Here is a 24,860-nt window from a genome sequence, read left to right on the forward strand (position 1 = left end):
TTGCCTTTTGCCCCTGACGGCAATGAGATAAGCGAAACCCATGACATTGACCGTTACCGATCTGGCCGTCACCCGTGGCGGCGTTCCCGTCCTCGAAGGTCTGAGCTTCACCCTTGCCTCTGGCAAGGCACTGATCCTGCGCGGCCCCAACGGCATCGGCAAGACGACACTGCTGCGGACGCTGGCCGGGTTGCAGCCGCCGTTGACCGGCCGGATCGAAGGCGCCGAAGACCGGATCGCCTATGCCGCCCATTCCGACGGGCTGAAACCGACACTGACGGTGACCGAGAACCTGACCTTCTGGGCCTCGGTCTTTGGCACGCCGGACATACAGCCCGCGCTGGACGCCTTTGACCTGAACGAACTGTCCGACCGGCACGCAGGCAACCTGTCGGCGGGGCAGAAGCGGCGGCTGGGGCTGGCACGGATGCTGGTCACCGGGCGGCCGATCTGGATGCTGGACGAACCTACGGTCTCGCTGGACCGGAACGCGGTTCAGATGTTTGCCGACGCGATACGCGCGCATCTGGGGCAGGGCGGTTCGGCCCTGATCGCCACCCATATCGACCTCGGCCTGGACGGAGAGGTTCTGGATGTCGGCCCCAACAAGGCCAAACCCAAACCCATCGACGATTTCGACGGAGGCTTCCTGTGATCGCCCTGCTGCTGCGCGACCTGAAACTGGCCTTCCGCGCGGGCGGAGGGTTTGGCCTTGGTCTGGCGTTTTTCCTGATCGTGACCGTGATGGTGCCCTTTGCGGTCGGCCCGCAATCTTCGCTGTTGTCAACCATCGCGCCGGGGGTGCTGTGGCTGGGCGCGCTGCTGGCCTGCCTGTTGTCGCTGGACCGCCTGCTGGCGCTGGATTGGGAGGACGGCTCGCTCGACCTACTGGCCACTGCACCGCTGCCGCTGGAATCGGTCGTCACCATCAAGGCGCTGGCGCACTGGATCACAACCGGCCTGCCGCTGGTGCTGGTGGCCCCGGTTCTGGGCGTGTTGCTGAACTTGCCGGTACCGGGGTTTTTCTGGCTGGTGGTGTCGCTGGGCGTCGGAACGCCCGCGCTCAGCGTTATCGGCACCTTTGGCGCCGCCCTGACCGTCGGGCTGAAACGCGGCGGGCTGCTCCTGTCGCTGCTGGTGCTGCCGCTTTATGTGCCGACGCTGATCTTTGGGGCCGAAGTCGCCCGGCGTGGCGCCACCGGCATGGATACGGCCACCCCGCTGATGATGCTGGCCGGGATCACCGCCGCCACCATCGCCCTGCTGCCCTTCGCCAGCGCCGCTGTATTGCGCGTCAATCTGCGATAACCGGCGCCCCGTTGATCAATGTCAATTGAGAATGACCCCGACTCGGACTAGATAAGCCCCATGTCAATCGCAACCAAAGCCAACGCCCTCTGGGAATATGCCAACCCCAAGAAATTTCTGGCCACGACCGAACGCGTGCTGCCATTCTTCTGGGTGACCTCCGCACTGTTTCTGGTGGTGGGCCTCGTTTGGGGCTTTTTCTTCACGCCCGATGACTACAAGCAGGGCTCGACCGTCAAGATCATCTATCTGCACGTGCCCTCGGCGCTGATGGCGATCAATTGCTGGCTGATGATGCTGGCGACCTCGCTTGTATGGCTGGTGCGCCGTCACCATGTCAGCGCGCTTGCCGCCCGCGCCGCAGCGCCCATCGGCATCGTGATGACGCTGATCGCGCTGGTCACCGGCGCGATCTGGGGCCAGCCGATGTGGGGCACCTGGTGGGAATGGGACCCGCGCCTGACCTCGTTCCTGATCCTGTTCCTGTTCTATCTTGGCTATATGGCGTTGTGGGAGGCGATCGAAGATCCCGACACCGCCGCCGATCTGACCTCGGTCCTGTGCCTGGTGGGGTCGGTTTTCGCGCTGCTCAGCCGCTATGCGGTGAACTTCTGGAACCAAGGCCTGCATCAGGGCGCCTCGGTGATGCGTGCCGCCGCCGTCACCGGCGCGGATACCGAGGAAAAGGTCAGCAACATCTTCTTCTACCCGCTGCTGATGTGCATCATCGGATTTGTGCTGCTGTTCATCGCGCTGGTTTTCTATCGCACCGGAACCGAGATCCGGGCACGGCGCATCAAGGCGCTGCTGGCACGTGAAAGGGTGAACGCATGATACCGGATCTGGGGAAATACGCAGATACCGTTCTGTCGGCCTATGCCGCCTCGTTGCTGCTGCTGATCGCTCTGGTGGTGTTTTCGGTGCTGCGCGGACGCAAGGTGCGGGCCGAGATGGAACAGGTCGAACAAAGGATGACCCGGAATGGCTAAGGTTTCGCCCCTGATGATGGCACCGCCGCTGATTTTCGGCGCTTTCGTTCTGCTGGCGATGATGCAGATGTTCCGCAGCGACAACAAGGACGAGCTGCCGACGGCACTGGCGGGCAAGCAGTCTCCGGCGGTCGAACTGACGCAACTGGGGGACAAGGAACTGTGGTCCGACGAAACCCTGCGGGACGGCAAGATCAAGCTGGTGAATTTCTGGGCCAGCTGGTGCGCGCCCTGCCGGGCCGAGCATCCCAACCTTGAGGCGCTGAAACAGGAGGGCATCACCGTCCTCGGCGCGAATTACAAGGACGACCCCGAAAACGCGCTCGCCTTCATGGAGGAACTGGGTGATCCCTATACCGCCGGCGGCGCGGCCGAGCAGTCCATGAACATCAACTGGGGCATCTATGGCGTTCCCGAGACCTTTCTGATCGATGGCGAGGGTCGCATCATCCTGCGCGTCGCCGGTCCGATCACGGAACGCGAACTGACCAGCCGCCTGCGCCCGGCGATGGAAAAGGCGATGGGCGGGTCCTAGTTCCGTTCTACAACCTGTACCCGCCTGACACGGTCAAGACTTCTCCGGTGATGAAGGCCGCCGCGTCCGATGCCAGGAACCTGACCGCGCGGGCCACGTCCTCCGGAACGCCGATCCTGCCAAGCGCCGTGTCCCTGACAAACGCCTCTGTCAGGTCGTCAGAGCGTGGCGCATCGGCGATGTTGATCGCCCCCGGGGCCACGGCATTCACGCGAATGCCATTCGGCCCCAGTTCCTTGGCCATCGCGCGGGTCCACAGGTTCAGCGCCGCCTTGCTGGCCCCATAAGTCACCGCGTCGCGTGGCGGCACTTCGGCGTTGATCGACGAGATGCTGACAATCGCGGCCCCCGGTTGCAGATGCGGCAGCGCAGCGGCCAGCAGCGCGGCGGGGGCCAGCAGGTTCAGATCAAGGATCGCGCGGTGACCCTCGGGGTTGAACCGCTCTTTGGGTGTTGTCGCCACCAGCCCCGCGTTGTTCACGATCACGTCGAGCCGCCCGAAACGCGCCAGCACTTGCGCGATCACGGCCTCGGGCTGGCCGGGGCATGTCAGATCGGACCGCAGGGGCAGGGCGTCATTGCCTGACAGCGCCTCGGCCGGTTCGGTTGCATGCCAGGTGAAGGCAATCTGATGATCCCGCCGCAGATCCTCGACAATCGCGCGCCCGATCCCGCGCGCGCCGCCTGTCACCAATGCGACTTTGGTCATCCGTTCCACTGCCCATGCTCTTGGTCTTCAAGCAAAGGTGATCCGCGCATTTGACCGATGTCAAGCGCACGGGCAGTGCGGGGCTTATCAATACGGGATTACTTTTCAGCCAGATGGAGATGACATGACAGATCAACCAAGCCTTTACAGCCAGCTGGGCGGCTATGACGCCATCGCGGCCTTCGTAGCGACATTGATGCCGAAACTGATGGGGGATGAGGTTCTGGGCCGGTTCTGGGCTCATCGTGGGCAGGACGGTATCGCTCGCGAACACCAGTTGTTGGTCGACTATCTTGTCGAAAAGACGGGCGGATCACTGCTCTATACCGGGCGCGACATGAAGGTGACGCATGTGGGAATGCGGATCAGCGAGGATGACTGGAACCGCTTTCTGGGCCATGCCGTGGATACCATGAATGCGCTGTCGATTCCGGCTGATCTGCAGGGGCAGATCGCCGATTTCGTGGGCGGCCTGAAAGGCGATATTGTCGAGGCCTGAATCCCGAATGAAAAAGACCACCAGCATGGCGCTGGTGGTCCTTGTTTTTGATATGAACCCTGCGGCTTAGCCAGCCTTGGCCAGGTTGCGCAGCACATAGTGCAGCACGCCGCCGTTTTCGATGTACTCGATCTCGGGCGCGGTATCGATGCGGCACTTCAGGGTGATGGTTTTTTCCGAACCGTCGCCATAGGTGATGGTGCAGGGCACCTCTTGCAGCGGCTGGATGGTGTCCAGACCGTGGATCGAGACGGTTTCATCACCCTTCAGGCCCAGCGTTTTGCGGTTGTCGCCGCCGGTGAATTCGAACGGGATGACGCCCATTCCGACCAGGTTCGAGCGGTGGATACGCTCAAAGCTTTCGGCGATCACGGCCTTGACGCCCAGCAGGGCCGTGCCCTTGGCCGCCCAGTCGCGCGAAGATCCCGCGCCATACTGCTCGCCACCGAACACCACCAGCGGCGTACCCTGTTCCTGATAGGCCATCGAGGCGTCGTAGATCGAGGTCTGTTCGCCATCGGGGCCATTGGTGTAACCGCCCTCGACGCCTTCCAGCATCTCGTTCTTGATGCGGATATTGGCGAAGGTGCCGCGCATCATGACCTCATGGTTGCCCCGGCGCGACCCGTACGAGTTGAACTCGCGCGGCTGCACCTGACGGTCGGTCAGGTATTTGCCCGCAGGCGTGTTGGTTGCGAAGGACCCGGCGGGCGAGATGTGGTCGGTGGTGACCATATCGCCCAGAACCGCCAGAACCTTGGCCCCTTCGATATTCGAAATGGTGCCCGGCTCATGCCCCATACCCTGGAAATAAGGCGGGTTCTGGATATAGGTCGAGGTCGGCGGCCAGTCATAGGTTTCCGCGTCGGTGGTCTCGACCCCCTGCCATTTCTCGTCGCCCTTGAAGACGTCGGCATATTTGGACTGGAACGCCTCGCGCGTGACGGTCTGTTCGACCAGTTCGGCCACTTCGGCCTGGGTCGGCCAGATGTCTTTCATAAAGACGTCATTGCCGTCCTTGTCCTGACCGATCGGTTCGGACGTCAGGTCGATATCCATGGTACCGGCCAACGCGTAAACGACAACCAGCGGCGGCGAGGCCAGATAGTTGGCGCGCACGTCGGGCGAGATACGGCCTTCGAAGTTGCGGTTGCCCGACAGCACCGAGGTGGCGACCAGATCGCCCTCGGCAATCGCCTCGGACAGTTCCTTCTGGATCGGACCCGAGTTGCCGATACAGGTGGTGCAGCCGTAGCCGACGAGGTTGAATCCGACCTTGTCCAGATCTTCCTGCAGGCCAGCGGCCTCAAGGTAGGCGGAAACAACCTGGCTTCCCGGTGCAAGCGAGGTTTTGACCCACGGCTTGCGGTTCAGACCCAACGCAGCCGCCTTGCGCGCCACCAGACCCGCACCGATCATCACATAGGGGTTCGAGGTGTTGGTGCACGAGGTGATCGAAGCAATCACGACCTTACCCGATTCCATGGTGTAGTCTTCGCCCTTGACGGCGACTTCCTTGCCCATGGGACGCTTGAAGGTCTGCTCCATTTCCTTGGTGAAGGCGGCCTTGGCATCGGTCAGCGCAACATAATCCTGCGGGCGCTTGGGGCCCGAGATCGCGGGAACGATGGTGCCCATGTCGAGGCTCAGGGTGTCGGTATAGATCGGTGCATAGTCCGCATCCCGCCAGAAACCGTTTTCCTTGGCATAGGCCTCGACCAATGCGATTCGGTCTTCGTCACGGCCGGTGTTGCGCAGATAGCGCAGGGTTTCGCCGTCGATCGGGAAGAAACCACAGGTCGCGCCGTATTCCGGTGCCATGTTGGCGATGGTGGCGCGGTCGGCCAGCGGCAGACGGTCCAGACCTTCGCCGTAGAACTCGACGAATTTGCCCACAACGCCTTTTTCGCGCAGCATTTCGACGACCTTCAGAACCAGGTCGGTGCCAGTAGTGCCTTCGACCAGATCACCGGTCAGCTCAAAACCGATCACTTCCGGGATCAGCATCGAGATCGGCTGACCCAGCATCGCGGCCTCGGCCTCGATGCCGCCGACGCCCCAGCCCAGAACGGCCATGCCGTTGACCATGGTGGTGTGGCTGTCGGTGCCGACCAGCGTGTCGGGATAGGCGACTTCTTCACCGCTCTGGTCGGTGTCGGTCCAGACGGTCTGGGCCAGATATTCCAGGTTCACCTGATGGCAGATGCCGGTTCCGGGGGGCACAACGCGGAAGTTGTTAAAGGCCGACTGGCCCCATTTCAGGAACTGGTACCGCTCCATGTTGCGTTCGTATTCCCGGTCCACGTTCATCTGGAACGCGCGCGGATTGCCGAACTCATCAATCATGACCGAGTGGTCGATGACCAGATCAACGGGGTTCAGCGGGTTGATCTTTTGGGCGTCGCCACCCAGGCCTTTGATACCGTCGCGCATCGCGGCCAGGTCGACGACCGCTGGAACGCCGGTGAAGTCCTGCATCAGAACCCGAGCCGGGCGATAGGCGATCTCGCGCGGGTTCTTGCCGCCGTTGGCACCCCATTCGGCAAACGCCTTGATGTCATCGACCGAGACAGAAAAACCGTCATCCTCGAACCGCAGCATGTTTTCCAGCACCACTTTCAGCGCTGCAGGCAGTTTCGAGAAATCCCCCAGACCGGCCTCTTGCGCGGCGGGGATCGAGTAATAAGAAACGGATTTACCATTCACGCTCAGGCTGCGGCGTGTCTTGGCGGTATCCTGTCCGACTTTGATGGGCATCGGGTGGCCTCCCTCTCAAATGACGTGGAATTTGGGATTCGCTGAAGGGTATCTGCATCACCCGGACGATTGGTTCAAGGTCCAAGACGCCGGGTGCGGCAATTTTTGTATACCATTGCACACATTTTTTGAGGCAGGCTTGAAATTCGTCTCAAGAAACCTTGATTGGTGATTGAACGGCAAGCGTTTTAAACCTTGAGAAACACCCCATCACATCGGGACCGACCATGCTCAAACCATCCGCCGCTGCCGTGCTGTTCTACCTTTCCGCCATCTCGCCCGCCTGGGCCGGGGATAATCCGGTCGTGGTCGAACTGTTCACCTCGCAAGGGTGCTCGTCCTGCCCGCCGGCGGACAGGATCATGCATGATCTGGCCAAACGCGACGATGTGATCGGTCTGGCCCTGCATGTGGACTATTGGGATTATATCGGCTGGAAGGATGAATATGCCGATCCCGCGCATACCCTGCGCCAAAAGGCCTATGCCCGCGAAGGCGGCCGCTCGATGATCTATACGCCGCAGATGGTGGTCAACGGCCAGCATGACGTGGTGGGGGCCAAGGGCCGCGAACTGGACCGGCTGATCGAAGCCCACGGCGCGCGGCCGGATGTGGCCAGCGTGTCGGTGACGCGCACCGGCGGCAATCTGACCATCGATGTCACGCCGCTGAACCTGCCGGCGGGCGCAAGTTACGATATCCAGGTCGTCCAGTATTCACCGCTGCGCCAGGTATCGATCACGCGCGGAGAGCTTGCGGGCCATGATCTGGACTATGCCAATGTGGTGGAAAGCTGGCGCGTTGCGGGGCAATGGGACGGCGCGGCGGACGCGACATTTTCGGCGGCGCTCGACTCCGATCATCCAGCCATCGTCCTGGTGCAGCACGCCGATCACGGGCCGATCATCGCCTCCGCCCGGGCCGAGTGATCAGGGCATGTCCTCGGGCTGCACGCCCAGACCGTTCCATGCTTTCCAGCGCCGGTGTATCCAGAACCACTGACCCATATGCTGACGCACCATCGCTTCGAGATCGTCATTGATGAACTGCGTCATGGTCTTTGCGTCGGAATGCGGCACCGGGTCATGCAGAACGATTTCGAAATCGGCACCGTTGGGCTGGCGAACGGCATAGCAGGGAATCATCACCGCATCGTATTTGATCGCCAGTTCGGCGTTGAGAACCGAGGTGACCGCGGGTTTGCCAAAAAACGTCAGCTCTTCGCCGCCATGCGCATGCAGGTCCGATACGATCGCGATGATGCCGCCCTGTTTCAATGACCGCACCATTTCCATCATCCCGCGCCGGCCCTGTTCGAACATCGGCTCACCGGTGCGGTGAAAGGCATCCACATACATCTCGTTGAAATAAGGGTTTGCCATGCGGCGATACAGGCATCCGATGGGTTTGCCGCTGCGGGCCTGCAACGCGATGCGGGCGGCAAGATAATGCCCGAAATGGGCGGTGATCATCATCAGCGGCCGCCCTTCGGCCACCGCCTGTTCAAAGGCCGCGACGCCCGAACCCGACACCTTGGCATTCCTTTGGCGATCGGTGAAATCCTCGGGCGAAAAATGCTCCATGATTGCGCGCCCGGCATTGTCCGGCACCTGCCGGCAGATCCGGTCGACCTCGGCGGGCGGCAGGTCGGGACAAGTGAGTTTCAGGTTCTTTTCCACCCGTTTTCGGAACCCGATCAGCGGCGAAAGGCGGCGCACCATCGCACCCATCGTTGCCAGCCGGCGCTCATAGGGCAACAGATGCATGGCGCCGATCACGCCCTTCAGAAACAGATTGGCGGCATAGTATTTGCCAAGCTCAACTCGGCCGAGTTCCGATTTTTCGACGGGCATTTAGGGGTCTCACCGCTGTTGCGTTTCGCGATGCCAGACATACAGACCCGCCCCCGCGATCACAAGCGTGCCAAGAACTGTCCACAGATCTGGATATTCCGCAAAGAACAGCACGCTCCACACGGCGGCAAAGCCCAGGCCGGAATAGGCATAGGGCGCCAGCATCGCCGCTTCGCCCCGGCTGAAGGCGCGGATCAGGAACATCTGCCCCAGCGTGCCGAACCCCGCGACCAGCACGACCAGGGCCCAGCCCGATGCTTCGGGCATCCGCCATTGCCCCGGTGCAATCAGGCTCAGCAACACGGTGCCCACCAGCCCGGTATAGAACAGCGAGGTCCACGGGTCCTCGTCAGGGCCGACGCGCCGGGTCAGCAGGGCATAGGCCGAATAACAGATGGCCGCGCCGATGGGAAAGAGCGCGGCCGGCTGGAACACCGACGAACCGGGGCGGATCACCAGCGCCGCGCCCAGCACGGCGACCGCAATCCCGGTGATCCGGCGTGGCCCCAGCGGCTCGCGCAGAAAAAGCGCCGCGCCCAGTGTGATCAGCACCGGGTTTATCGACATCAACGCCGCCGCATCGGTCAGGGGAATGCGGCTGAGTCCGACAAAGAAAAATCCGGTCGCCCCCATCAGCAGCAGCGAGCGCAGCAGTTGCAGAACCGGATAGCGGGTACGCACGATCCATCGCAGGCGCGGCAGCACCAGCAACAGCACCACCAGCATCTGCCCGGCATAGCGCACCCAAAGCGCCGACAGCACTCCGATTTGCGGGGCCAGCGCCTTGACCGAGGCATCCATCAGCGAAAAGCACAGGATCGCCAGCACCATGAACAGGATGGCGCGGCCCGCTCCGGCGCTCAAGCCGGGTCTCCGATTCGGGGCAGAGGAAGGGCGGATGGCATGGCGCTTGATAGGCCGGTGCGAGCGGCTGGTCCATCCATCCGTTCCGAAAATGCCGCAGCGTTCCTGACGCGGGGTCAGGCTGCCTCTTCCGTCTCGGGGACGATCAGCGTGATTGCGCCGTCCTCGGTCAGGGCCCGGATCGCGCCCACGATCTCGGCCATGGCCTGTTCCGCCTCGACCTGCCTGACCATGCCGCGCTCACCGATTTCCTCGCGCAGGTTGTCCGCCAGCCGGCCGGACATGTTCGCCAGCAGAAACTCCGCCGCCGCCCGGTCACCTTCGGTTTCCGCCCCGGCCAGGGCGGTGACCAGAACCGGCTGTTCGGCCCCCCGTACCACGGTGGCGACATCGCGCGGTACGATTCGGTTCGGAATATGGGCGAACGTAAAGATCTCCCGGCGCACATTGGTGGCGAATTCCGCATCCTCCTCGTCCAGCGCGCTCAACAGCCCGTCGCGAGTGCTGGCCGCCGACTGGTTGAGAATTGCGCCGACCCGCGCCTCGGGTCCGTCCTTGAACGCGGGGACCGGCCTTTGGTCCAGTTGCGTGGCCAGCGACCAGCCGATCCGATCGACGGCCTCGGGCGTTACATTTCCGGTCTGCGACACCGCATAGGTGATGCGTCGCGCCACCGGACCCGGCAGGCATCCCAGCAGGGCGGCGGCCTTGGGCGTGTCGAGCTTGGACAGCATGACCGCCGCCACCTCGGTGCTTTCCGCCTGCGCCATTTTGGCCAGTTCCGCCGCCTCAAGCGCCCGCAGTCGTTGCCAGGGGTCGCCGATCTGGCGCACCCCGGCCTGCTTGCGCAGACGCGCCGCCGTACTTGCGCCGATCTTGCCGGTCATCGCGTCCAGCGCCCCGGCCAGCCCGTGCGGAAAGGACAGACCGATCCCCTCCAGCGCTTCAGCGAACTCATGCGCGACGGCGTCAAGAGTCACCCGATCCACCAGCCCCATGCGCCCCATCTGCTGCGTCAGCCGGTCCTGCAATTCGTCCGGCAAGTCCTCCAGCGGGATTTCGGCGCCCTGGCTGAGCAAAAGCCGCACCACCACGGCCGCTTTCTGGATATTGGAAAGCTTCCTCGGAACCCGGCGTTCCGCTATTCCCTCCGGTTCCGTGGCCGGCGCGCGCTGCCCGCCGGCGGCCACCCGTGCCAATGCGCTGCTGTTCTGCATCGTCTGCGTCACCCAATAGTCGACTTCCGCAGTCAGGCTAGCCGAACACGGGTAAAGAAAGGCTGAACCTCAATAGCTGTAAGTGAACCCCGACCGGATCGCCTCGCGCAGCGAGGTTTCGGGCCAGGTGCCTTCTCCGCCCCGCGCCGTGATCTCTTTCCACTGTTCGATGGCCAGCTCGGTGTTTCCTTCGGCAACGAACCCTTGCCCCATATAGCTGCGGGCCAGAAGGTTGTCGGGATTGGTGGCGATGGCCCTTTGATAATAGGTATTGGCCAGGTCCGCCCGGCCCATCTTGCGATAGGTAAAGCCCCAATATGTCAGAACCCGGTCGTCGTTCTGATCGCTCATCACCCGCAGGACGTTCTGCGCATGCTCCAGCTGCCCGTCATAGGCAAGCTCGCGCGCGGCCTCGTAAAGCTCGTCATCGGTAAAGTTGGTCTGGCTGGGTTTGACGCATTTCTGCCGGTCCACGTCCCAGACCCGTCCGAACAGGCACTTCTTGGTAGTCTTCGTCGTCTTTGGCGGGCTGCCGCTGCCACCGCTGGCGGCAAGGGCCATGTCGGGGGCAAAGGCAAATCCCGAAAGGGCAACGGCAGTCACGATCAGCAGGCGCATCAGAAATCTCCGGTCAATAATCCGTTCTCAGATCAAATAGCCCAAAGGCAAAAAAAGCGAGCCACCGATGGCCCGCTTTCTTTCAAACTTCGGTGAGGCGCAGTTCAACTGGTGACCTCTTTCACGCAGCTCTGGCTTTCGCTGTCCCAGACCGTTCCGGGAACACAGGACTGTGTCTGCTGCTGGTGTTTGTCGCAGGCCAGAACGACCGATGCCGACAGCCCGAAAACCACGGCGCAAGCTAGCGTCTTGAACGTCATCGCGTTTCTCCTGTCTTGACTTGCCCCGCCATCATACCCGGTTTTGGCCGTTCTGGCAAAACAACAAGGCCCGGATCACGCCTGCGATCCGGGCCTTGGTCTTTAACATCCGAGCGTTGATCGGTTAGTCACGGAAAACGCGGGCGAAAATCGTATCCACGTGCTTGGTGTGATAGCCCAGATCGAATTTTTCCTCGATCTCAGCAGGGCTCAGCGCGGCGGTCACCTCGGGATCACCCAGCAACTCGGTCTTGAAATCCTTGCCCTGTTCCCAGACCTTCATCGCGTTGCGCTGCACCAGACGATAGGCGTCCTCGCGGCTCACGCCCGCCTGCGTCAGCGCCAGCAAGACCCGCTGGCTCATCACCAGGCCCCGGAACTTGTTCATGTTGGCCAGCATATTGTCGGGGTAGATGACAAGATTTTCGATCACGCCGGCCAGACGGTTCAGCGCGAAATCCAGAGTCACGGTGGCGTCCGGACCGATGCCGCGTTCCACCGACGAGTGCGAGATATCGCGCTCGTGCCACAGCGCCACATTCTCCATCGCCGGGATCACCGCCATGCGCACCAGGCGGGCGAGGCCGGTCAGGTTCTCGGTCAGAACCGGGTTGCGCTTGTGTGGCATCGCCGACGAGCCCTTCTGGCCCTTGGAGAAAAACTCTTCCGCCTCCAGAACCTCGGTCCGCTGCATGTGGCGGATCTCCACGGCAATATTCTCGATCGAGCTGGCAATGACCCCCAGCGTCGCAAAGAACATCGCGTGCCGGTCGCGCGGGATCACCTGAGTTGAAATCGGCTCGGGCCGCAGACCCAGCTTGTCACAGACATGCTCCTCGACCGCCGGGTCGATATTGGCGAATGTGCCCACCGCGCCCGAAATGGCGCCGGTCGCCACTTCCCACCGCGCCTTTTCCAGCCGGTTCTTGTTGCGGTCCATCTCGGCATAGAAGCGGGCAAAGGTCAGCCCCATCGTCGTCGGCTCGGCATGGATGCCGTGGCTGCGGCCGATGCGGACGGTGTCCTTGTGTTCATGCGCGCGCTTTTTCAGCGCCGCCAGCACCTTGTCCATATCCGCCAGCAGGATGTCGGCGGCGCGCACCAGCTGGATGTTCAGCGTGGTGTCCAGCACGTCCGACGAGGTCATGCCCTGGTGCACGAAACGCGCATCCTCCGATCCGATATGTTCGGCAAGATGGGTCAGAAACGCGATCACGTCATGCTTGGTGACGGCCTCGATCTCGTCGATCCGCGCCACGTCGAATTCCACGTCCCTGGCTTTCCACACGGCCTGCGCGTTTTCCTTCGGGATCACACCCAACTCGGCCTGCGCGTCACAGGCATGGGCCTCGATCTCGTACCAGATGCGGAACTTGGTCTCGGGCGACCAGATGGCGACCATTTCGGGGCGGGAATAGCGTGGGATCATTGGCAGCGGCACCTTTTTGTGATTGGCATGGGGCGTTGGCGCGGGTCATAAACCCGCGCGCGCATGTCGACAAGGCAGGAGAGCGGGAATGAGACGGTTTGCCCTGATTTTGACGCTGTTGCCCGCGGCACTGGCCGCCGAAGAGTTCCGGCGGCTGGACGGTGATGAAATTCTCGAGGCGCTCTCGGGCCGCAAGCTGATCTATGACGGCGGCGCCACGCAGAGTTTCGACCCGTCGATGTCCACGCTCTATGTCTCGAACGGGCCCAGCACCGGCAGGTGGGCGGTGCGCGACGGCCAGTATTGTTCGGCCTGGCCGCCCTCGGACCTGTGGGCGTGCTACGATGTTGAAAGGGACGGGGACAGAATCCGCTTTATCGGGCAGGGCGGGGATCTCACGGACGGAGAGTACATGCAGTGACCGGACCGGAACGCATCGAGGATTTCGCGGGCGAATGGCGTCTGGAACGGGTGATCGACGACCGCGTTTCAGGCCAGACCCTGCATGCCGACGGGGTCGCGACGCTGCGTCGCAGCGCAGACGGATATGTTTATGATGAAGAGGTTACGCTGCGCATTCCCGGCCAGCAGCCCATGCGCGGCACGCGCCGCTACCTGTGGCGGGGCACAGCCGCCCAAATTGCGGTTCATTTCGAAGATGGCCGTTATTTCCATGGCTTGACGCTTGGTCAGGTAAACCCGGCCGACCACCACGATTGCCCGCCCGACAGCTATGACGCGGCCTATGATTTCTCCCGCTGGCCCCGCTGGAACGTTTGCTGGACGGTTTCGGGGCCGCGCAAATCCTATGAAATGAGAACAGAATTCTCGCGCCGATAGCGTAAACTTCTTGCAGCAGGCGGCCTGAATGGGCATTGCTGTATGCCAATAACGGATTGATATGGGAGACCATAATATGAACATGAGTGTTCTGGCCGACGCAATCGGCCCGCGCGAAGGAACGGCCCTGCGGGTCAAACAAGTGGTTCTGGTGGCGCTGGGCATCGTTGCCCTGGCAATTGCCGCCAAGATCAAGGTGCCTATGTGGCCGGTTCCGATCACCATGGGAACCTTCGCCGTTCTCTCGATCGGCACCGCATATGGCGCGCGTCTGGGCCTTGTGACCATGCTGGGCTATCTGCTGGTCGGCGCGTTGGGCTTTGATGTGTTTGCCGGCTCTTCAGCCGAGAAATACGGCCTGACTTACATGATGGGCGGCACTGGCGGCTATCTGGTGGGCTACCTGCTGGCCACGGTTCTTCTGGGCGCGCTGGCCGCGCGCGGCTGGGACCGCTCGTTTGGCAGGATGGCGCTGGCGCTGGTTCTGGCAAATGTGCTGATCTACGTTCCCGGCCTGCTGTGGCTGGGCCAGCTTTATGGCTGGGACAAGCCGATCCTGGAATGGGGCCTGACGCCGTTCCTGGTGGGTGACGCGATCAAGCTGGTATTGGCGGCCCTGCTGATCCCCGCGCTGTGGAAACTGGTGGGCGACGCCCGCGGCTAAGCCCTTTTGCAATCTGATCGAAAGGCCCGGAACGACGTTCCGGGCCTTTGTCGTTTGATCTGCTTTTTCGCGGTTTTCCGGCGACTCGTGTGGGTTGACCGGAAATTTGTGGGCGCAACAACCCAAATTATTCCCCGCCGCCCTTGTGCGCCTTTCTCTTTACAAAACTCATCCGGCTTATGAATGTCATACCCAATGTAGCGAAAGTGAGAGAGATGTTTGAGATTGCGAATGTCGTCCGGGCCTGCGCCGTTTCGGCGATGCTGGTCCCGCTGGCCGCAAAGGCGGACATGCCTGTGACCTATAAATCCGACGGCCAATCCCTGTTTCGGATCAGCGCTCCGGATTTCTGGCAGGTCCGGGCGGGTGGCCCCCGCACAATATCGCCTCCGGACTCGGACGAGGAGCGCCTGATAAACCGGGTAATCGGGTTTGAGCCGGTGGCCGAAACAGGTGTCTGGGTCGGGTTCATGTCTCCGAATGGCGTCGCCAACTTTGAACAGGCCCGCGCCTATCTTTCAAATATCGGCAAATCGGTGGTCACCAATCCCGAGGTTCAGACTGAATCCCGCCTACGCATCGGTGGATTGCCTGCAGAGAAATTTGCCGGAACCGGTGAACGGGATGGCCGGACCGTCAATTTCACGGCCTTGCTGATCGACCTGCCCGGCGACCGGGTCGCGATTTCGCTGGCGGTCATTGAGGCTGGCGCAAATCCCGAACTCGTTTCGGATATCAACGCCATTTATGGCTCGTTTCGCTCGATGCGCTGAAGGAGGGATAAATGGCGACGTTGATCAAAAGACTAACGCTGCTGGTCGGAGGCGGTGTTGCGGCGATCACCCTGGCGGCATGTGATCCTAACGCCAACGTCTCGGTCGGTGGGGGGATTTACTACGATTCGATGCTGTGGAACGACTATTACTACGGTTATCCCCGCCCGCCGCGCCCGGATCGGCCCAAACCCGAGCATCCGATCGCCCGCCCGCCGGTTGCCAAGCCGCCGATTCACAGACCTCCGACAGCCCGACCGCTTCCCGCGCGCCCACGATGACGCCGGATCGCGTGTCAGGTGCCGAGGGTGCCCGTCTTTGCGCGGGTAGGAGGGTGGTCCTCCAGTACCGTGGTCACATGCGATGAGCCCTCCAGTGTCCGGTGCACCGGGCATTTGTCGGCAATTTCCAACAGCTTCTGTCGTTGTTCCGCGTCCAGCGGACCGTCAAGGCGGATTCTCCGGTCGAAATGGTCGATTTTGTTGGCCGTTTTCAGACCGGCATCCTGAGCATGCACTTTGTTGTGGCTGACATCGACGCTGATGCCCTTCAGCGGCCATTGCTTGCGCCGCGCATACATCCGGATCGTCATCGAGGTACAGGCCCCCAACCCGGCGGCCAGATACCCATAGGGCGACATGCCTTTGTCGGTTCCACCATAGGCAACCGGCTCGTCCGCCAGTGTGTGGTGCTCCGGGCCCGACTGCACATCCTGCAGAAAGCCGTTTGCATCGGCCTCGGTCACGCGCACAATCCCCTCGGGCGCACCCGGCGGCGGGGCGGGCGGTTTCAGGGTGATATAGCGCGACACCCAGGCCGCGATGACATCGGCCGCGTATTCGGCATCGGCAGGGCGGGTGATCAGGTGATCGGCATCGTCCAGCGTGACAAAGCTCTTGGGATGTTTCGCGGCCAGGAAAATCGTGCCAGCATTGTCGATGCTGACCGTTTCATCCCGCGGCGCGTGCAGGACCAGAAGGGCTGCGTTCAGCCCGGCAATGGCCGGGGTCAGCGCGGTTTCCGAGATATCGTCCACAAAGGCCTTGCCGATGCGGAAGGGACGTCCGCCCAGCGACACCTCGGCGGCGCCCTGCCGCCGGATTTCCGGCAGTGCGGCCTCGAAATGGTGGGCGACGTGGCCCGGATCGGCGGGCGCGCCCAGCGTCACCACCGCCTTGACCGACGGGATGCCTGCCCGTGCGCGCAACACGGCAGCACCGCCAAGCGAATGGCCGATCAGCAGGGCGGGGGCCATGTGGCGCCCGGCCAGATACTGCGCGGCGGCAATCAGATCCTCGACATTCGAGGTAAAGGTTGTGTTGGCAAACTCGCCCCCCGAATGGCCCAGCCCGGTAAAGTCAAAACGGAACACCGCGATGCCCATCGCCGACAGCCGCGCCGAGATACGCCGCGCCGCCGGAATGTCCTTGGAACAGGTAAAGCAATGGGCAAACACGGCGGTCGACAATACCGGGCCATCGGGCAGATCCAGGCGCGCGGCCAGTTGGCTGCCGTCATGGCCAGCAAAGGTAATGCGTTCGGTGGGCATGGGTATTCTCCTGACTCGTCGGTCACAGAGTGGGCGCGACCACGCCACGCCACAACCCGTTTGACACCCGCCTCACGCGGAGGTGACATGTTGCGTTCGTTCGTTACGACGCGCCCATCAGGGCCGGATCGAACGGATAGGTCGTCAGGTTTTCATACCCGTCCTCGGTGATCAGCACCTGATCCTCCAGCTTGATCGTGAAATCCCCGCCGACTTCGCCGACGCAGGCCTCGACACACAACACCATGCCCGGCTGCAGCGGATAGTCATAGGCGCCCTCGACCGCCTGATCGGGATAGGCGACCAGAGGCCACTCATCGCACAGGCCCACGCCATGCATCAGACAGCCGTATTTCTGGGCCTGGAACTTGTCATCCAGCCGATGCGCATTGGCGGTCAGTTCCGGGATGGTCACGCCGGGCTTCAGCATCTCCATATTGGTCATGATGTGCTCTTGCGCGTGCTGCATGGCATAGATCATGTCGGGGCGCGGCTTTTCGTCCCCGATCCACCAGCTGCGCGAGATGTCGATGCAGATGCCGTATGAGCCGATGAGGTCGGTATCGAAGGAGATGATCTCGTTCTTCTGGGTGATGCGCGGCCCGCATTCCTGAAACCACGGGTTGGTGCGCGGCCCCGAGGCCAGCAGGCGGGTCTCGATCCACTCGCCGCCGCGCTTGATGTTCTCGGCGTGCAGCACGGCCCAGATATCGTCTTCGCAGGTCTTGCCGTTGCCGACATTGGCGCGGGCGAATTCTTCCATCGCACGCACGGATGTTTCGCAGGCGTGGTGGGCGCAGCGCATGGCCAGGATCTCGTCGGCGCCCTTGACGGCACGGGTCTTTTCGGTGACCTCTTCGCCTTCCATGATTTCGAAGCCCTGCGCCTCAAGCGCGCGCAGGCCGTGCAGCATGATCTTGTCCACGGCGAGCCGCATGTTGCCGCCGCCATGCTCCTCGATCAGGATGCGGATTTCGTTCGACAGCTTGTCGGCGGCCACATCCACCTTGTCGCCCCGGTCGAAATAGAACAGGTCGGCGCCCGAGCGCTGCTCGCGCACAAGCGGGTTGAAGGTGGAAAGAAATGGCGACTGTTTATAGTCCCAGATCACCATGTAGCCATCGGCGCACAGCAGCAAAGCCCGGAACGGGTTATGCGTGTTCCAGAGCTGCATGTTGGTGCTGTCGGTGGCGTAGCGGATGTTGAGCGGGTCGAACATCAGCAGCCCGCCATAACCGCGATCGACGATGGCCTGTGTCAGCCGCTTCCAGCGATGCTCGCGCATCCGTTCGAGATTGGGCAGTTCCAGCCCCGCCGCCGCCCATTCCGCAAAGGCAAGCTGGGTCGGGCCGATCTCGACCCGGTCATTGTCGTTGGGTGTGCCGTCCCCCAGGGCTGCGCCTCTGGTGGGGTCGATCTTGCGGGTGTCGCGGTAATGCGTGTTCAATGCGTATCTCCCGGTTTGCCGGTGCAGCCTGCGTGTTCCAGGTTGCGGGGTCGCCAAGGTTTGCGACCGGCAAATCGTCGTTTTTCGACCGACAGGCGGCAATTTGAATGTTAGGCCGAAAAAATGATGGAAATACTTCAGAAAACGATTCCCTATGATCCGCTGGTCAAAAGACCGCTTCCGGGAATTCAGCCGTTGCAGATTCAGGACTGGCTGCACCGGGACGATGTCTTTGCCGCCCAGATGGCCCGGCGCGAGGCGCTTTTGTCGGATCGCCGGTCCCGGGTTCTGGCACTTGACGAAAGTGCTCTTCCGGCGGCGCGGGAATTGCTCGATCTGGTGCTGGCGCAGGCCTATCCGGACGCTTGCGACCACGCCTTGCGGCCGGATGGGGTGCGGGTCGGTATCGACCGGGCCGATCCGCTGGGAACCCTGTGCAGACTGGTTCAGGAGGATTTCTGTATCCTCCAGAAATGCGGCGGCGAACACATCCTGACCGGTGCCATCCTGTGTTTCCCCGCAAGCTGGACCTTGTCGGAAAAATTCATGCGCCCGCTGATTGCGATTCACGACCCGGTGGCGCAATACGATGACGGCATCGCCAAACGTGTGCAGCGCCTGTTTGACGGCATCCAGCCTGGCAGGCCGCTCTGGCGCCACAACGCTCTTTGGTATGACGACGCCGAGCTTTACCAACCCCGCCGCGCCAATGCGCCGCGCCTGGCGCGCAACCGCTCGCATGCGAATTTTCTGCGCAGCGAGCGTCAATGCCTGCTGCGTCTGCCGCAAAGCCGGGCCGTGGTGTTTTCAATCCACACTTACGTAGTGGCGGCCGAAAGACTTCAGCGGCCGTCCTGACCTCAGATTCCGAGGGCGGACGCCAATTCTGTGAAAGATCCGGTCGCCTTCAACGTCACGATGGCCGAGGTATAGGACAGAACCTGCGTATTCAGACGAAAATCCTCGCCCCTGATCAGGTTGACGGCGGCCAGAGAAACCGCGACCGGAGTTGCCAAATACGCAACAACTCCGGTCATGCACCAACTGGTCAACCTTTGTAGATCATTGGAAAGGGCCTCTTTCGGGCTTGTGTCGTCCTTTGCCTCATGATCCGGGACTGCTCGAAAGGTCAGGGCCAGAACTTGATCATCGAATGGTTTGGTAATGTCTTGGTGTTTCCCGGCGGTCTTGTGGCCATCGCCTGTCCGGCCCCGCATCGAGATAATCTCGGCATTGTCATTGTCCGGCATTCCCGGCGAGAACGGACCGCAGACCGCGCCAAACATCTGTCGGCGGCTGCGCGAACTCTGCGGGGCAAGGTTGGCGAAGGCGCTCATGAACTGGTCGACCGTCAGGATCGCGTTCGGCGACAGCCATTCGATCAGCGCCGAAGGTTGTACAGCGACCAGCCGGTACAAGATCACCACCAGCATCATTTCCGAAAGTTCCCGGTCGTCCAGCAGGTCCGAAACCGGAGACATCGAAATCACCAACCTGTTTTGCGGCGCCGGAGCCGCAAGCGCCAATGCGCTTTTTAGTCCCGCGATCCGGTCAAGACGCCGGTACCTGGGTTCCTGGGCCGAGACGTCGGATTCCAGGTGCATACGGATCAGGTATTGACCCGATACGATACGCGCATCATGGGGTCCCATCAGCGAGCGTCGCTCGATGGTGTGCCCGTAATCCTTCAGTGTCGTGGCGGCGATGCGGCTAAACTCATCCAGCGCTCCTTCGATGCCACCTTCGAATATAAGGCCACCGTGATACTTGCCGTTCTGTGTCAAGGACAGAATCCTCCTATGCGTGCATCGCCAGAATCAAGACTACTGCACGATGTGGGGGAAAGTTAGACCGAATTTCAACTTTCGAAATGGAACTTCTGGATTGATCACGGATTGGAAACCACAAGACTTAGGGGTTTCGGGAGAATTTTCAGATTCAATGTGGCGAATGTGTGGCGTGGCTCAAGCGCACAGATTCGTCATCCATCGATTCGCGCCGCCATTATGGCAATCGCCTTCTGGTAGACGGTGGCACCGTTCCACTGTTCGATCACCGCAAAGTTCGGCTCACCCGGCTGGTATCCGCGTCCGGGCTTCCAGCCCTTCTGGCGCAGGAAATTTGCGGTCGATGCCAGCGCATCGGTCATGTTGTAGAAATCGACCTGGCCGTCGCCGGTCGCGTCCACGCCATAGGTCAGCGCGTTGCCGGGTAGAAATTGCGTATGCCCAAGTTCGCCATGTTTTGCGCCTTTTGTCGCCACCGAGATCGACCCCTGATCGACCAGTTTCAATGCGCCGATTGCATGCGGGATGAAAAAATCCGAGCGTCTGCAATCATAGGCCAGTGTTGTGATTGCGGAAACAACGGGACTGTCGCCCATAAACCTTCCAAATCCGGTTTCCATGCCGTGAATGGCGATCAGAATACCCGCCGGCACGCCGTATTGCTGTTCCAGCACCGCGTAATATTCCACGTTCGCCGCCTTCCGTTTGCGGCCCTGCGCCACTATGACATCCGCGCCGCGCACCTGCATGAACTTGTCGAGCGAATACCTGAAACTTTTCTGGTTCCGGTCCGCCGCGATGGTGCGGGTGGCATAGCGGGTCTGCGCCAGGGCGTTCAGCCCTTTCTTGCGCACGCCCGCGCGTTTCGCCTCTGCGGCGAAATCCTTTTTCCAGGCCTCGAACCCTGATCCGGTATTGCCGCAGGGCGCGGCCTGCGCTGCCGCCGGAAGCAGGCTCACCGCGAACAGGGCGGCGAGTGTCGCCGGGCGCATGGAAAATCCTTCGGCCCGGGTGAGCGGCGGAGTGCGGACCGGGTTGTACAAAATGGACAACAGTGCCTGCAAAGCCGGTACAATTCGAACAGCTCGGCTCCGCGCAGGAGAAATTTTCGGGTAGGCACCAGGCAGGCAAGGCAATGTCATGAAACAGTTCCATAGCTTGAATCCGTGATCAAGCGTATCGGCGCGCCCGCAAAGGTCAAATGAAAAAGGGCGCCCCTGCGGACGCCCTTTGGATCAAAGCCGGTTGCCGGATCAGCAGCTGTAATACATGCCGAATTCGACCGGGTGCGGGGTGTGTTCGTACTGGTGAACCTCTTCCATCTTCAGCGCGATATAGCCGTCGATCTGGTCCTTGGTGAACACGTCGCCCTGCAGCAGGAAGTCATGATCCGCCGCCAGACAGTCCAGCGCTTCGCGCAGGCTGCCGCACACGGTCGGGATGCCTTCCAGCTCTTCCGCCGGCAGGTCGTACAGGTTCTTGTCCATGGCTTCGCCCGGATCGATCTTGTTCTTGATACCGTCCAGACCGGCCATTAGCAGCGCGGCAAAGCACAAGTATGGGTTCGCCGACGGATCGGGGAAGCGGGCCTCGACGCGCTTGGCTTTCGGGCTTTCGGTCCACGGAATACGGACACAACCCGAACGGTTGCGGGCCGAATAGGCGCGCAGAACCGGCGCTTCGAAACCGGGGATCAGGCGCTTGTACGAGTTGGTGCCGGGGTTGGTGAAGGCGTTCAGCGTCTTTGCGTGCTTGAGAATGCCACCGATGAACCACAGCGCCTCGTCCGACAGGTCGGCATATTTGTCGCCGGCAAAAAGCGGTTTGCCGTCTTTCCAGATCGACATGTTCACATGCATGCCCGAGCCGTTGTCACCATAGATCGGTTTGGGCATGAACGTGGCGGACTTGCCGTAGGCATGGGCCACGTTGTGAATGACGTATTTGTACTTTTGCAGTTCATCCGCCTGTTTGGTCAGCGTGCCGAAAATCAGACCCAGCTCGTGCTGGCAGGATGCAACCTCGTGGTGATGCTTGTCGACCTTCATGCCCAGACGTTTCATCGTCGAGAGCATTTCCGAGCGCAGGTCCTGTGCCTCGTCGGTCGGGTTGACAGGAAAATACCCGCCCTTAAGCCCGGGGCGGTGCCCCATGTTGCCCATCTCGTATTCGGTGTCGGTGTTCCAGGACGCGTCGGTCGCGTCCACTTCGTAGGACACCTTGTTGATCGAGTTCGAGAAGCGCACGTCGTCAAACAGGAAAAATTCGGCCTCGGGGCCCATATAGGCCACATCGCCGATGCCCGATGCCTTCAGATAGGCCTCGGCCTTTTGCGCGGTGCCGCGCGGGTCACGCTCGTAGGGCTCGCCGGTGTCGGGTTCCACCACGGTGCAGTGGATGCTGACGGTTTTTTCGGCATAAAACGGATCGACGTACGCGCTGTCCGTGTCGGGCATCAGCTTCATGTCGGATGCTTCGATCGACTTCCAGCCGGCGATGGACGAGCCGTCGAACATGAAACCTTCATCCAGAAAGTCTTCGTCCACCAGATCGGACACGATGGTTACGTGCTGGAGTTTGCCGCGCGGGTCGGTGAAGCGGATGTCGACATATTCGGCACCCTCATCCTTGATCAGCTGAAGAACTGCGTCCTTGCTCATTCTATTTGTCCTCTGTTTGAGATCTCGGTATTTTTTACAGCGCGTCCGAGCCGGATTCGCCGGTGCGGATGCGGATGGCTTGTTCGACGGGCGAGACAAAGATCTTGCCATCCCCGATCTTGTTGGTCTTCGCGGCCCCAATGATTGCCTCGACGGCGGAGTCGACCTGGTCGTCGTCGAGCACGACCTCGATCTTCACCTTGGGCAGAAAATCGACGACATACTCGGCGCCGCGATACAGCTCGGTATGGCCCTTCTGGCGGCCAAAGCCCTTGACCTCGATTACGCTCAGGCCCTGAACGCCCACGTCCTGCAGTGCTTCTTTGACCTCGTCCAGCTTGAATGGCTTGATGATGGCTTCGATCTTCTTCATCCGAGTCCCCTCGCAATCTTGTCAGGTCGGCTCAGATCACGTCTAAGATCGGGCGGCAATGTGTTTGTGGAAATGCGCCGGGTCCGGTGCGGTCAAACCGGGGGCGCGATTAAATTTTGACCGAAGCGCACAAAAAATTTGCAAAACTGAATCGAGGAGGAGGATCGCGATGACGGAACTGCTGACGGCGGCGCAGATGCGGGCGATTGAAAAGGCTGCGATCGAGTCTGGCGAGGTGACCGGGCTTGAGCTGATGGAGCGGGCAGGGAGGGGCGTTGTCGAGGCGATTTTTGAAGAGTGGCCGGAACTGGCAAAATCGCCTGGCCGGGCTGTGGTTCTGTGCGGGCCGGGGAACAATGGCGGCGACGGCTTTGTTGTAGCGCGTATGTTGCGCGATCAGGGTTGGGAGGTCGAAGTCTTTCTGTATGGCAACCCTGAGAAGCTTCCTGAAGATGCGCGAGCCAACTACGAGCGCTGGCGCGAGTTGGGCGCTGTCGGCGATCTTCGAAGCAAGAGTCCACTTTCAAAAACTAAGGAACCAGACCTAATCATTGACGCTGTTTTTGGAACCGGGCTAGCTCGCCGTATTGAAGGGGAGCTTGCGCAAGTTTTGCAGTCTTTCGACGCCTTGATCGAAGCAAGGGGGATCAAAGTTGTCGCCATCGATGCTCCGTCTGGGCTTTGCTCAGATAGTGGCAAGTCGCTTGGTGTGTTCGCGGTCGCTGATCTGACAGTCGCGTTTCACCGGGCTAAGCGGGGTCATTATTTAGATCGCGGATCAAATCAATCGGGTCAGCTGGTCGTGAAATCAATTGGCATAAATGAAGTTTGGAATGAGAAGGCAGACGGGGCGATCTTAGGTTTGGTTGAAGGCGTACCAAAACGTTTAAAAAAACTTCCTCAGACTCACAAATACGCGCACGGTCACGCCCTCATCCTCTCCGGCGGCGCCGCGAAAACCGGGGCCGCGCGGCTGGCGGCGCGGGGGGCTTTGCGCATTGGGGCGGGGTTGGTGACGCTGGCGGTGCCTCCAGCCGCTCAGATGGAGGTTGCGGCACAGGTGACGGCCATCATGTTGCAGCGGGTCGAAGGCGCGGATGGCATGACCGACCTGCTGAAGGACGAGCGGCTGAATGCTCTGTGTCTCGGTCCGGGATTGGGCATAGAACGCGCACGAGAGTTGGTGACGGTTGCCCTTGCGGCCCAACGTGCAACGGTTCTGGACGCCGACGCGTTGACGGCGTTTGCGGATGAGCCGGCAGCGTTGCTTTCACAACTCCATGAAAACTGTGTTCTGACGCCACATGGCGGAGAATTCTCGCGGTTGTTCCCGGACATTGCCAAGAAGCTGGCGGCAATACCAACCAAAGGCCCGGCCTATTCCAAAGTCGATGCCACCCGCGAAGCGGCGAAACGGGCAGGCTGTGTCGTGCTGTTCAAAGGGCCGGATACGGTGATCGCCGCACCCGACGGGCAGTGTTCGATCAATGCAGCGCTTTATGAACGCGCGGCCCCTTGGTTGGCGACCGCGGGCTCGGGCGATGTGCTGGCCGGATTCATCACCGGTCTTCTGGCACGCGGCTTTGGGCCGAAGCGAGCGGCGGAGACGGCCGCTTGGATGCATGTGGAATGCGCGCGGGCGTTCGGACCCGGCTTGATCGCCGAGGATCTGCCGGAAGAACTGCCGGAAGTGTTCCGCAGGCTTTCTTTGTGAACAGGACAAGATTCC

The 24,860-nt window shown here is 61.4% G+C and carries 28 protein-coding genes; 14 read left to right on the forward strand and 14 right to left on the reverse strand.

The window, feature by feature from the left end:
- Positions 1–40 precede the first annotated feature (40 nt).
- The 5 genes from ccmA to ACR0AO_RS03870 are packed head-to-tail and all read left to right on the forward strand — an operon-like array spanning position 41 to position 2,832.
- On the forward strand, positions 41–655 hold the full coding sequence (gene ccmA, locus ACR0AO_RS03850; protein ID WP_480600083.1) for a heme ABC exporter ATP-binding protein CcmA: 615 nt from the start codon (positions 41–43) through the stop codon (positions 653–655).
- Positions 652–1,308 carry a heme exporter protein CcmB gene (gene ccmB / locus ACR0AO_RS03855; protein WP_480600085.1) on the forward strand — a complete coding sequence of 219 codons (657 nt, stop codon included), beginning with the start codon at positions 652–654 and terminating at the stop codon, positions 1,306–1,308. Before ccmA ends, ccmB begins: the two co-directional genes overlap by 4 nt.
- A gap of 60 nt (positions 1,309–1,368) precedes the next feature.
- Complete coding sequence (locus ACR0AO_RS03860) at positions 1,369–2,142, forward strand: heme ABC transporter permease (RefSeq protein ID WP_480600087.1); 774 nt, start codon at positions 1,369–1,371, stop codon at positions 2,140–2,142.
- Complete coding sequence (gene ccmD, locus ACR0AO_RS03865) at positions 2,139–2,297, forward strand: heme exporter protein CcmD (RefSeq protein WP_480600089.1); 159 nt, start codon at positions 2,139–2,141, stop codon at positions 2,295–2,297. Before ACR0AO_RS03860 ends, ccmD begins: the two co-directional genes overlap by 4 nt.
- On the forward strand, positions 2,290–2,832 hold the full coding sequence (locus ACR0AO_RS03870; protein WP_480600092.1) for a DsbE family thiol:disulfide interchange protein: 543 nt from the start codon (positions 2,290–2,292) through the stop codon (positions 2,830–2,832). Before ccmD ends, ACR0AO_RS03870 begins: the two co-directional genes overlap by 8 nt.
- A 7-nt stretch (positions 2,833–2,839) precedes the next feature.
- Here ACR0AO_RS03870 and ACR0AO_RS03875 read toward each other — a convergent pair whose 3' ends face one another.
- Complete coding sequence (locus tag ACR0AO_RS03875) at positions 2,840–3,541, reverse strand: SDR family NAD(P)-dependent oxidoreductase (RefSeq protein ID WP_480600094.1); 702 nt, start codon at positions 3,539–3,541, stop codon at positions 2,840–2,842.
- A gap of 124 nt (positions 3,542–3,665) precedes the next feature.
- Between ACR0AO_RS03875 and ACR0AO_RS03880 the strand changes: the two genes are divergently transcribed.
- Positions 3,666–4,040 (forward strand): group I truncated hemoglobin, encoded by a 375-nt coding sequence (locus ACR0AO_RS03880; RefSeq protein ID WP_480600097.1) that lies wholly within the window; start codon positions 3,666–3,668, stop codon positions 4,038–4,040.
- A 66-nt stretch (positions 4,041–4,106) separates the two neighbouring features.
- Here the strand turns inward: ACR0AO_RS03880 and acnA are convergent, their stop codons facing one another.
- Positions 4,107–6,797 (reverse strand): aconitate hydratase AcnA, encoded by a 2,691-nt coding sequence (acnA, locus tag ACR0AO_RS03885; protein WP_480600101.1) that lies wholly within the window; start codon positions 6,795–6,797, stop codon positions 4,107–4,109.
- Positions 6,798–7,024: 227 nt separating this feature from the next.
- On the opposite strand from acnA, the gene ACR0AO_RS03890 reads away from it, so the two are divergent.
- Positions 7,025–7,726: a DUF1223 domain-containing protein gene (locus ACR0AO_RS03890; RefSeq protein ID WP_480600103.1), complete on the forward strand. Its 702-nt coding sequence runs from the start codon at positions 7,025–7,027 to the stop codon at positions 7,724–7,726.
- Here the strand turns inward: ACR0AO_RS03890 and ACR0AO_RS03895 are convergent, their stop codons facing one another.
- The 6 genes from ACR0AO_RS03895 to purB all read right to left on the reverse strand — a co-directional run bounded on the left by ACR0AO_RS03895 (position 7,727) and on the right by purB (position 13,038).
- On the reverse strand, positions 7,727–8,650 hold the full coding sequence (locus ACR0AO_RS03895; RefSeq protein ID WP_480600106.1) for a lysophospholipid acyltransferase family protein: 924 nt from the start codon (positions 8,648–8,650) through the stop codon (positions 7,727–7,729).
- Between the two features lie 9 nt (positions 8,651–8,659).
- A complete protein-coding gene (locus ACR0AO_RS03900; protein ID WP_480600108.1) occupies positions 8,660–9,514 on the reverse strand; it encodes a DMT family transporter in 855 nt (284 codons plus the stop codon).
- A 116-nt stretch (positions 9,515–9,630) separates the two neighbouring features.
- Positions 9,631–10,731 carry a flagellar motor switch protein FliG gene (locus ACR0AO_RS03905; protein ID WP_480600110.1) on the reverse strand — a complete coding sequence of 367 codons (1,101 nt, stop codon included), beginning with the start codon at positions 10,729–10,731 and terminating at the stop codon, positions 9,631–9,633.
- A 69-nt stretch (positions 10,732–10,800) separates the two neighbouring features.
- A complete protein-coding gene (locus tag ACR0AO_RS03910; RefSeq protein WP_480600112.1) occupies positions 10,801–11,349 on the reverse strand; it encodes a tetratricopeptide repeat protein in 549 nt (182 codons plus the stop codon).
- Between the two features lie 104 nt (positions 11,350–11,453).
- The gene (locus ACR0AO_RS03915; RefSeq protein ID WP_480600114.1) at positions 11,454–11,609 is read right to left on the reverse strand and encodes a chitin-binding domain-containing protein; all 156 of its coding nucleotides are present in this window, start codon (positions 11,607–11,609) and stop codon (positions 11,454–11,456) included.
- A gap of 124 nt (positions 11,610–11,733) precedes the next feature.
- Entirely contained in the window at positions 11,734–13,038 is a 1,305-nt protein-coding gene (purB, locus tag ACR0AO_RS03920) for an adenylosuccinate lyase (protein ID WP_480600116.1), read from the reverse strand.
- 88 nt (positions 13,039–13,126) lie between these two features.
- On the opposite strand from purB, the gene ACR0AO_RS03925 reads away from it, so the two are divergent.
- The 5 genes from ACR0AO_RS03925 to ACR0AO_RS03945 all read left to right on the forward strand — a co-directional run bounded on the left by ACR0AO_RS03925 (position 13,127) and on the right by ACR0AO_RS03945 (position 15,596).
- Positions 13,127–13,459: a hypothetical protein gene (locus ACR0AO_RS03925; protein ID WP_480600118.1), complete on the forward strand. Its 333-nt coding sequence runs from the start codon at positions 13,127–13,129 to the stop codon at positions 13,457–13,459.
- On the forward strand, positions 13,456–13,878 hold the full coding sequence (locus ACR0AO_RS03930; RefSeq protein WP_480600120.1) for a DUF6314 family protein: 423 nt from the start codon (positions 13,456–13,458) through the stop codon (positions 13,876–13,878). The genes ACR0AO_RS03925 and ACR0AO_RS03930 overlap by 4 nt, the downstream gene beginning before the upstream one ends.
- A gap of 76 nt (positions 13,879–13,954) precedes the next feature.
- The gene (locus ACR0AO_RS03935; protein WP_480600122.1) at positions 13,955–14,542 is read left to right on the forward strand and encodes a biotin transporter BioY; all 588 of its coding nucleotides are present in this window, start codon (positions 13,955–13,957) and stop codon (positions 14,540–14,542) included.
- Between the two features lie 215 nt (positions 14,543–14,757).
- Complete coding sequence (locus ACR0AO_RS03940) at positions 14,758–15,315, forward strand: hypothetical protein (RefSeq protein WP_480600124.1); 558 nt, start codon at positions 14,758–14,760, stop codon at positions 15,313–15,315.
- An 11-nt stretch (positions 15,316–15,326) separates the two neighbouring features.
- A complete protein-coding gene (locus ACR0AO_RS03945) occupies positions 15,327–15,596 on the forward strand; it encodes a hypothetical protein (RefSeq protein ID WP_480600126.1) in 270 nt (89 codons plus the stop codon).
- A 14-nt stretch (positions 15,597–15,610) separates the two neighbouring features.
- Here the strand turns inward: ACR0AO_RS03945 and ACR0AO_RS03950 are convergent, their stop codons facing one another.
- Positions 15,611–16,864 carry a bifunctional alpha/beta hydrolase/OsmC family protein gene (locus ACR0AO_RS03950; protein ID WP_480600128.1) on the reverse strand — a complete coding sequence of 418 codons (1,254 nt, stop codon included), beginning with the start codon at positions 16,862–16,864 and terminating at the stop codon, positions 15,611–15,613.
- A 103-nt stretch (positions 16,865–16,967) separates the two neighbouring features.
- The gene (gene dddP / locus ACR0AO_RS03955) at positions 16,968–18,311 is read right to left on the reverse strand and encodes a dimethylsulfonioproprionate lyase DddP (protein ID WP_480600130.1); all 1,344 of its coding nucleotides are present in this window, start codon (positions 18,309–18,311) and stop codon (positions 16,968–16,970) included.
- A gap of 123 nt (positions 18,312–18,434) precedes the next feature.
- On the opposite strand from dddP, the gene ACR0AO_RS03960 reads away from it, so the two are divergent.
- Complete coding sequence (locus ACR0AO_RS03960) at positions 18,435–19,169, forward strand: heme-dependent oxidative N-demethylase family protein (protein WP_480600132.1); 735 nt, start codon at positions 18,435–18,437, stop codon at positions 19,167–19,169.
- Positions 19,170–19,171: 2 nt separating this feature from the next.
- Here ACR0AO_RS03960 and ACR0AO_RS03965 read toward each other — a convergent pair whose 3' ends face one another.
- From ACR0AO_RS03965 to ACR0AO_RS03980, 4 genes are all read right to left on the reverse strand, one after another.
- Positions 19,172–20,095, reverse strand: coding sequence for a hypothetical protein (locus tag ACR0AO_RS03965; RefSeq protein ID WP_480600134.1), 924 nt, complete (start codon positions 20,093–20,095; stop codon positions 19,172–19,174).
- A 197-nt stretch (positions 20,096–20,292) separates the two neighbouring features.
- On the reverse strand, positions 20,293–21,090 hold the full coding sequence (locus ACR0AO_RS03970; protein ID WP_480600854.1) for a lytic murein transglycosylase: 798 nt from the start codon (positions 21,088–21,090) through the stop codon (positions 20,293–20,295).
- Positions 21,091–21,351: 261 nt separating this feature from the next.
- The gene (glnA, locus tag ACR0AO_RS03975; RefSeq protein WP_480600136.1) at positions 21,352–22,758 is read right to left on the reverse strand and encodes a type I glutamate--ammonia ligase; all 1,407 of its coding nucleotides are present in this window, start codon (positions 22,756–22,758) and stop codon (positions 21,352–21,354) included.
- Positions 22,759–22,792: 34 nt separating this feature from the next.
- Positions 22,793–23,131, reverse strand: coding sequence for a P-II family nitrogen regulator (locus tag ACR0AO_RS03980; protein ID WP_480600138.1), 339 nt, complete (start codon positions 23,129–23,131; stop codon positions 22,793–22,795).
- A 169-nt stretch (positions 23,132–23,300) separates the two neighbouring features.
- On the opposite strand from ACR0AO_RS03980, the gene ACR0AO_RS03985 reads away from it, so the two are divergent.
- Complete coding sequence (locus ACR0AO_RS03985; protein ID WP_480600140.1) at positions 23,301–24,845, forward strand: NAD(P)H-hydrate dehydratase; 1,545 nt, start codon at positions 23,301–23,303, stop codon at positions 24,843–24,845.
- The last annotated feature ends 15 nt before the right edge of the window (positions 24,846–24,860 follow it).

It is taken from the genome of Ruegeria sp. AF8 (genome assembly GCF_056541825.1).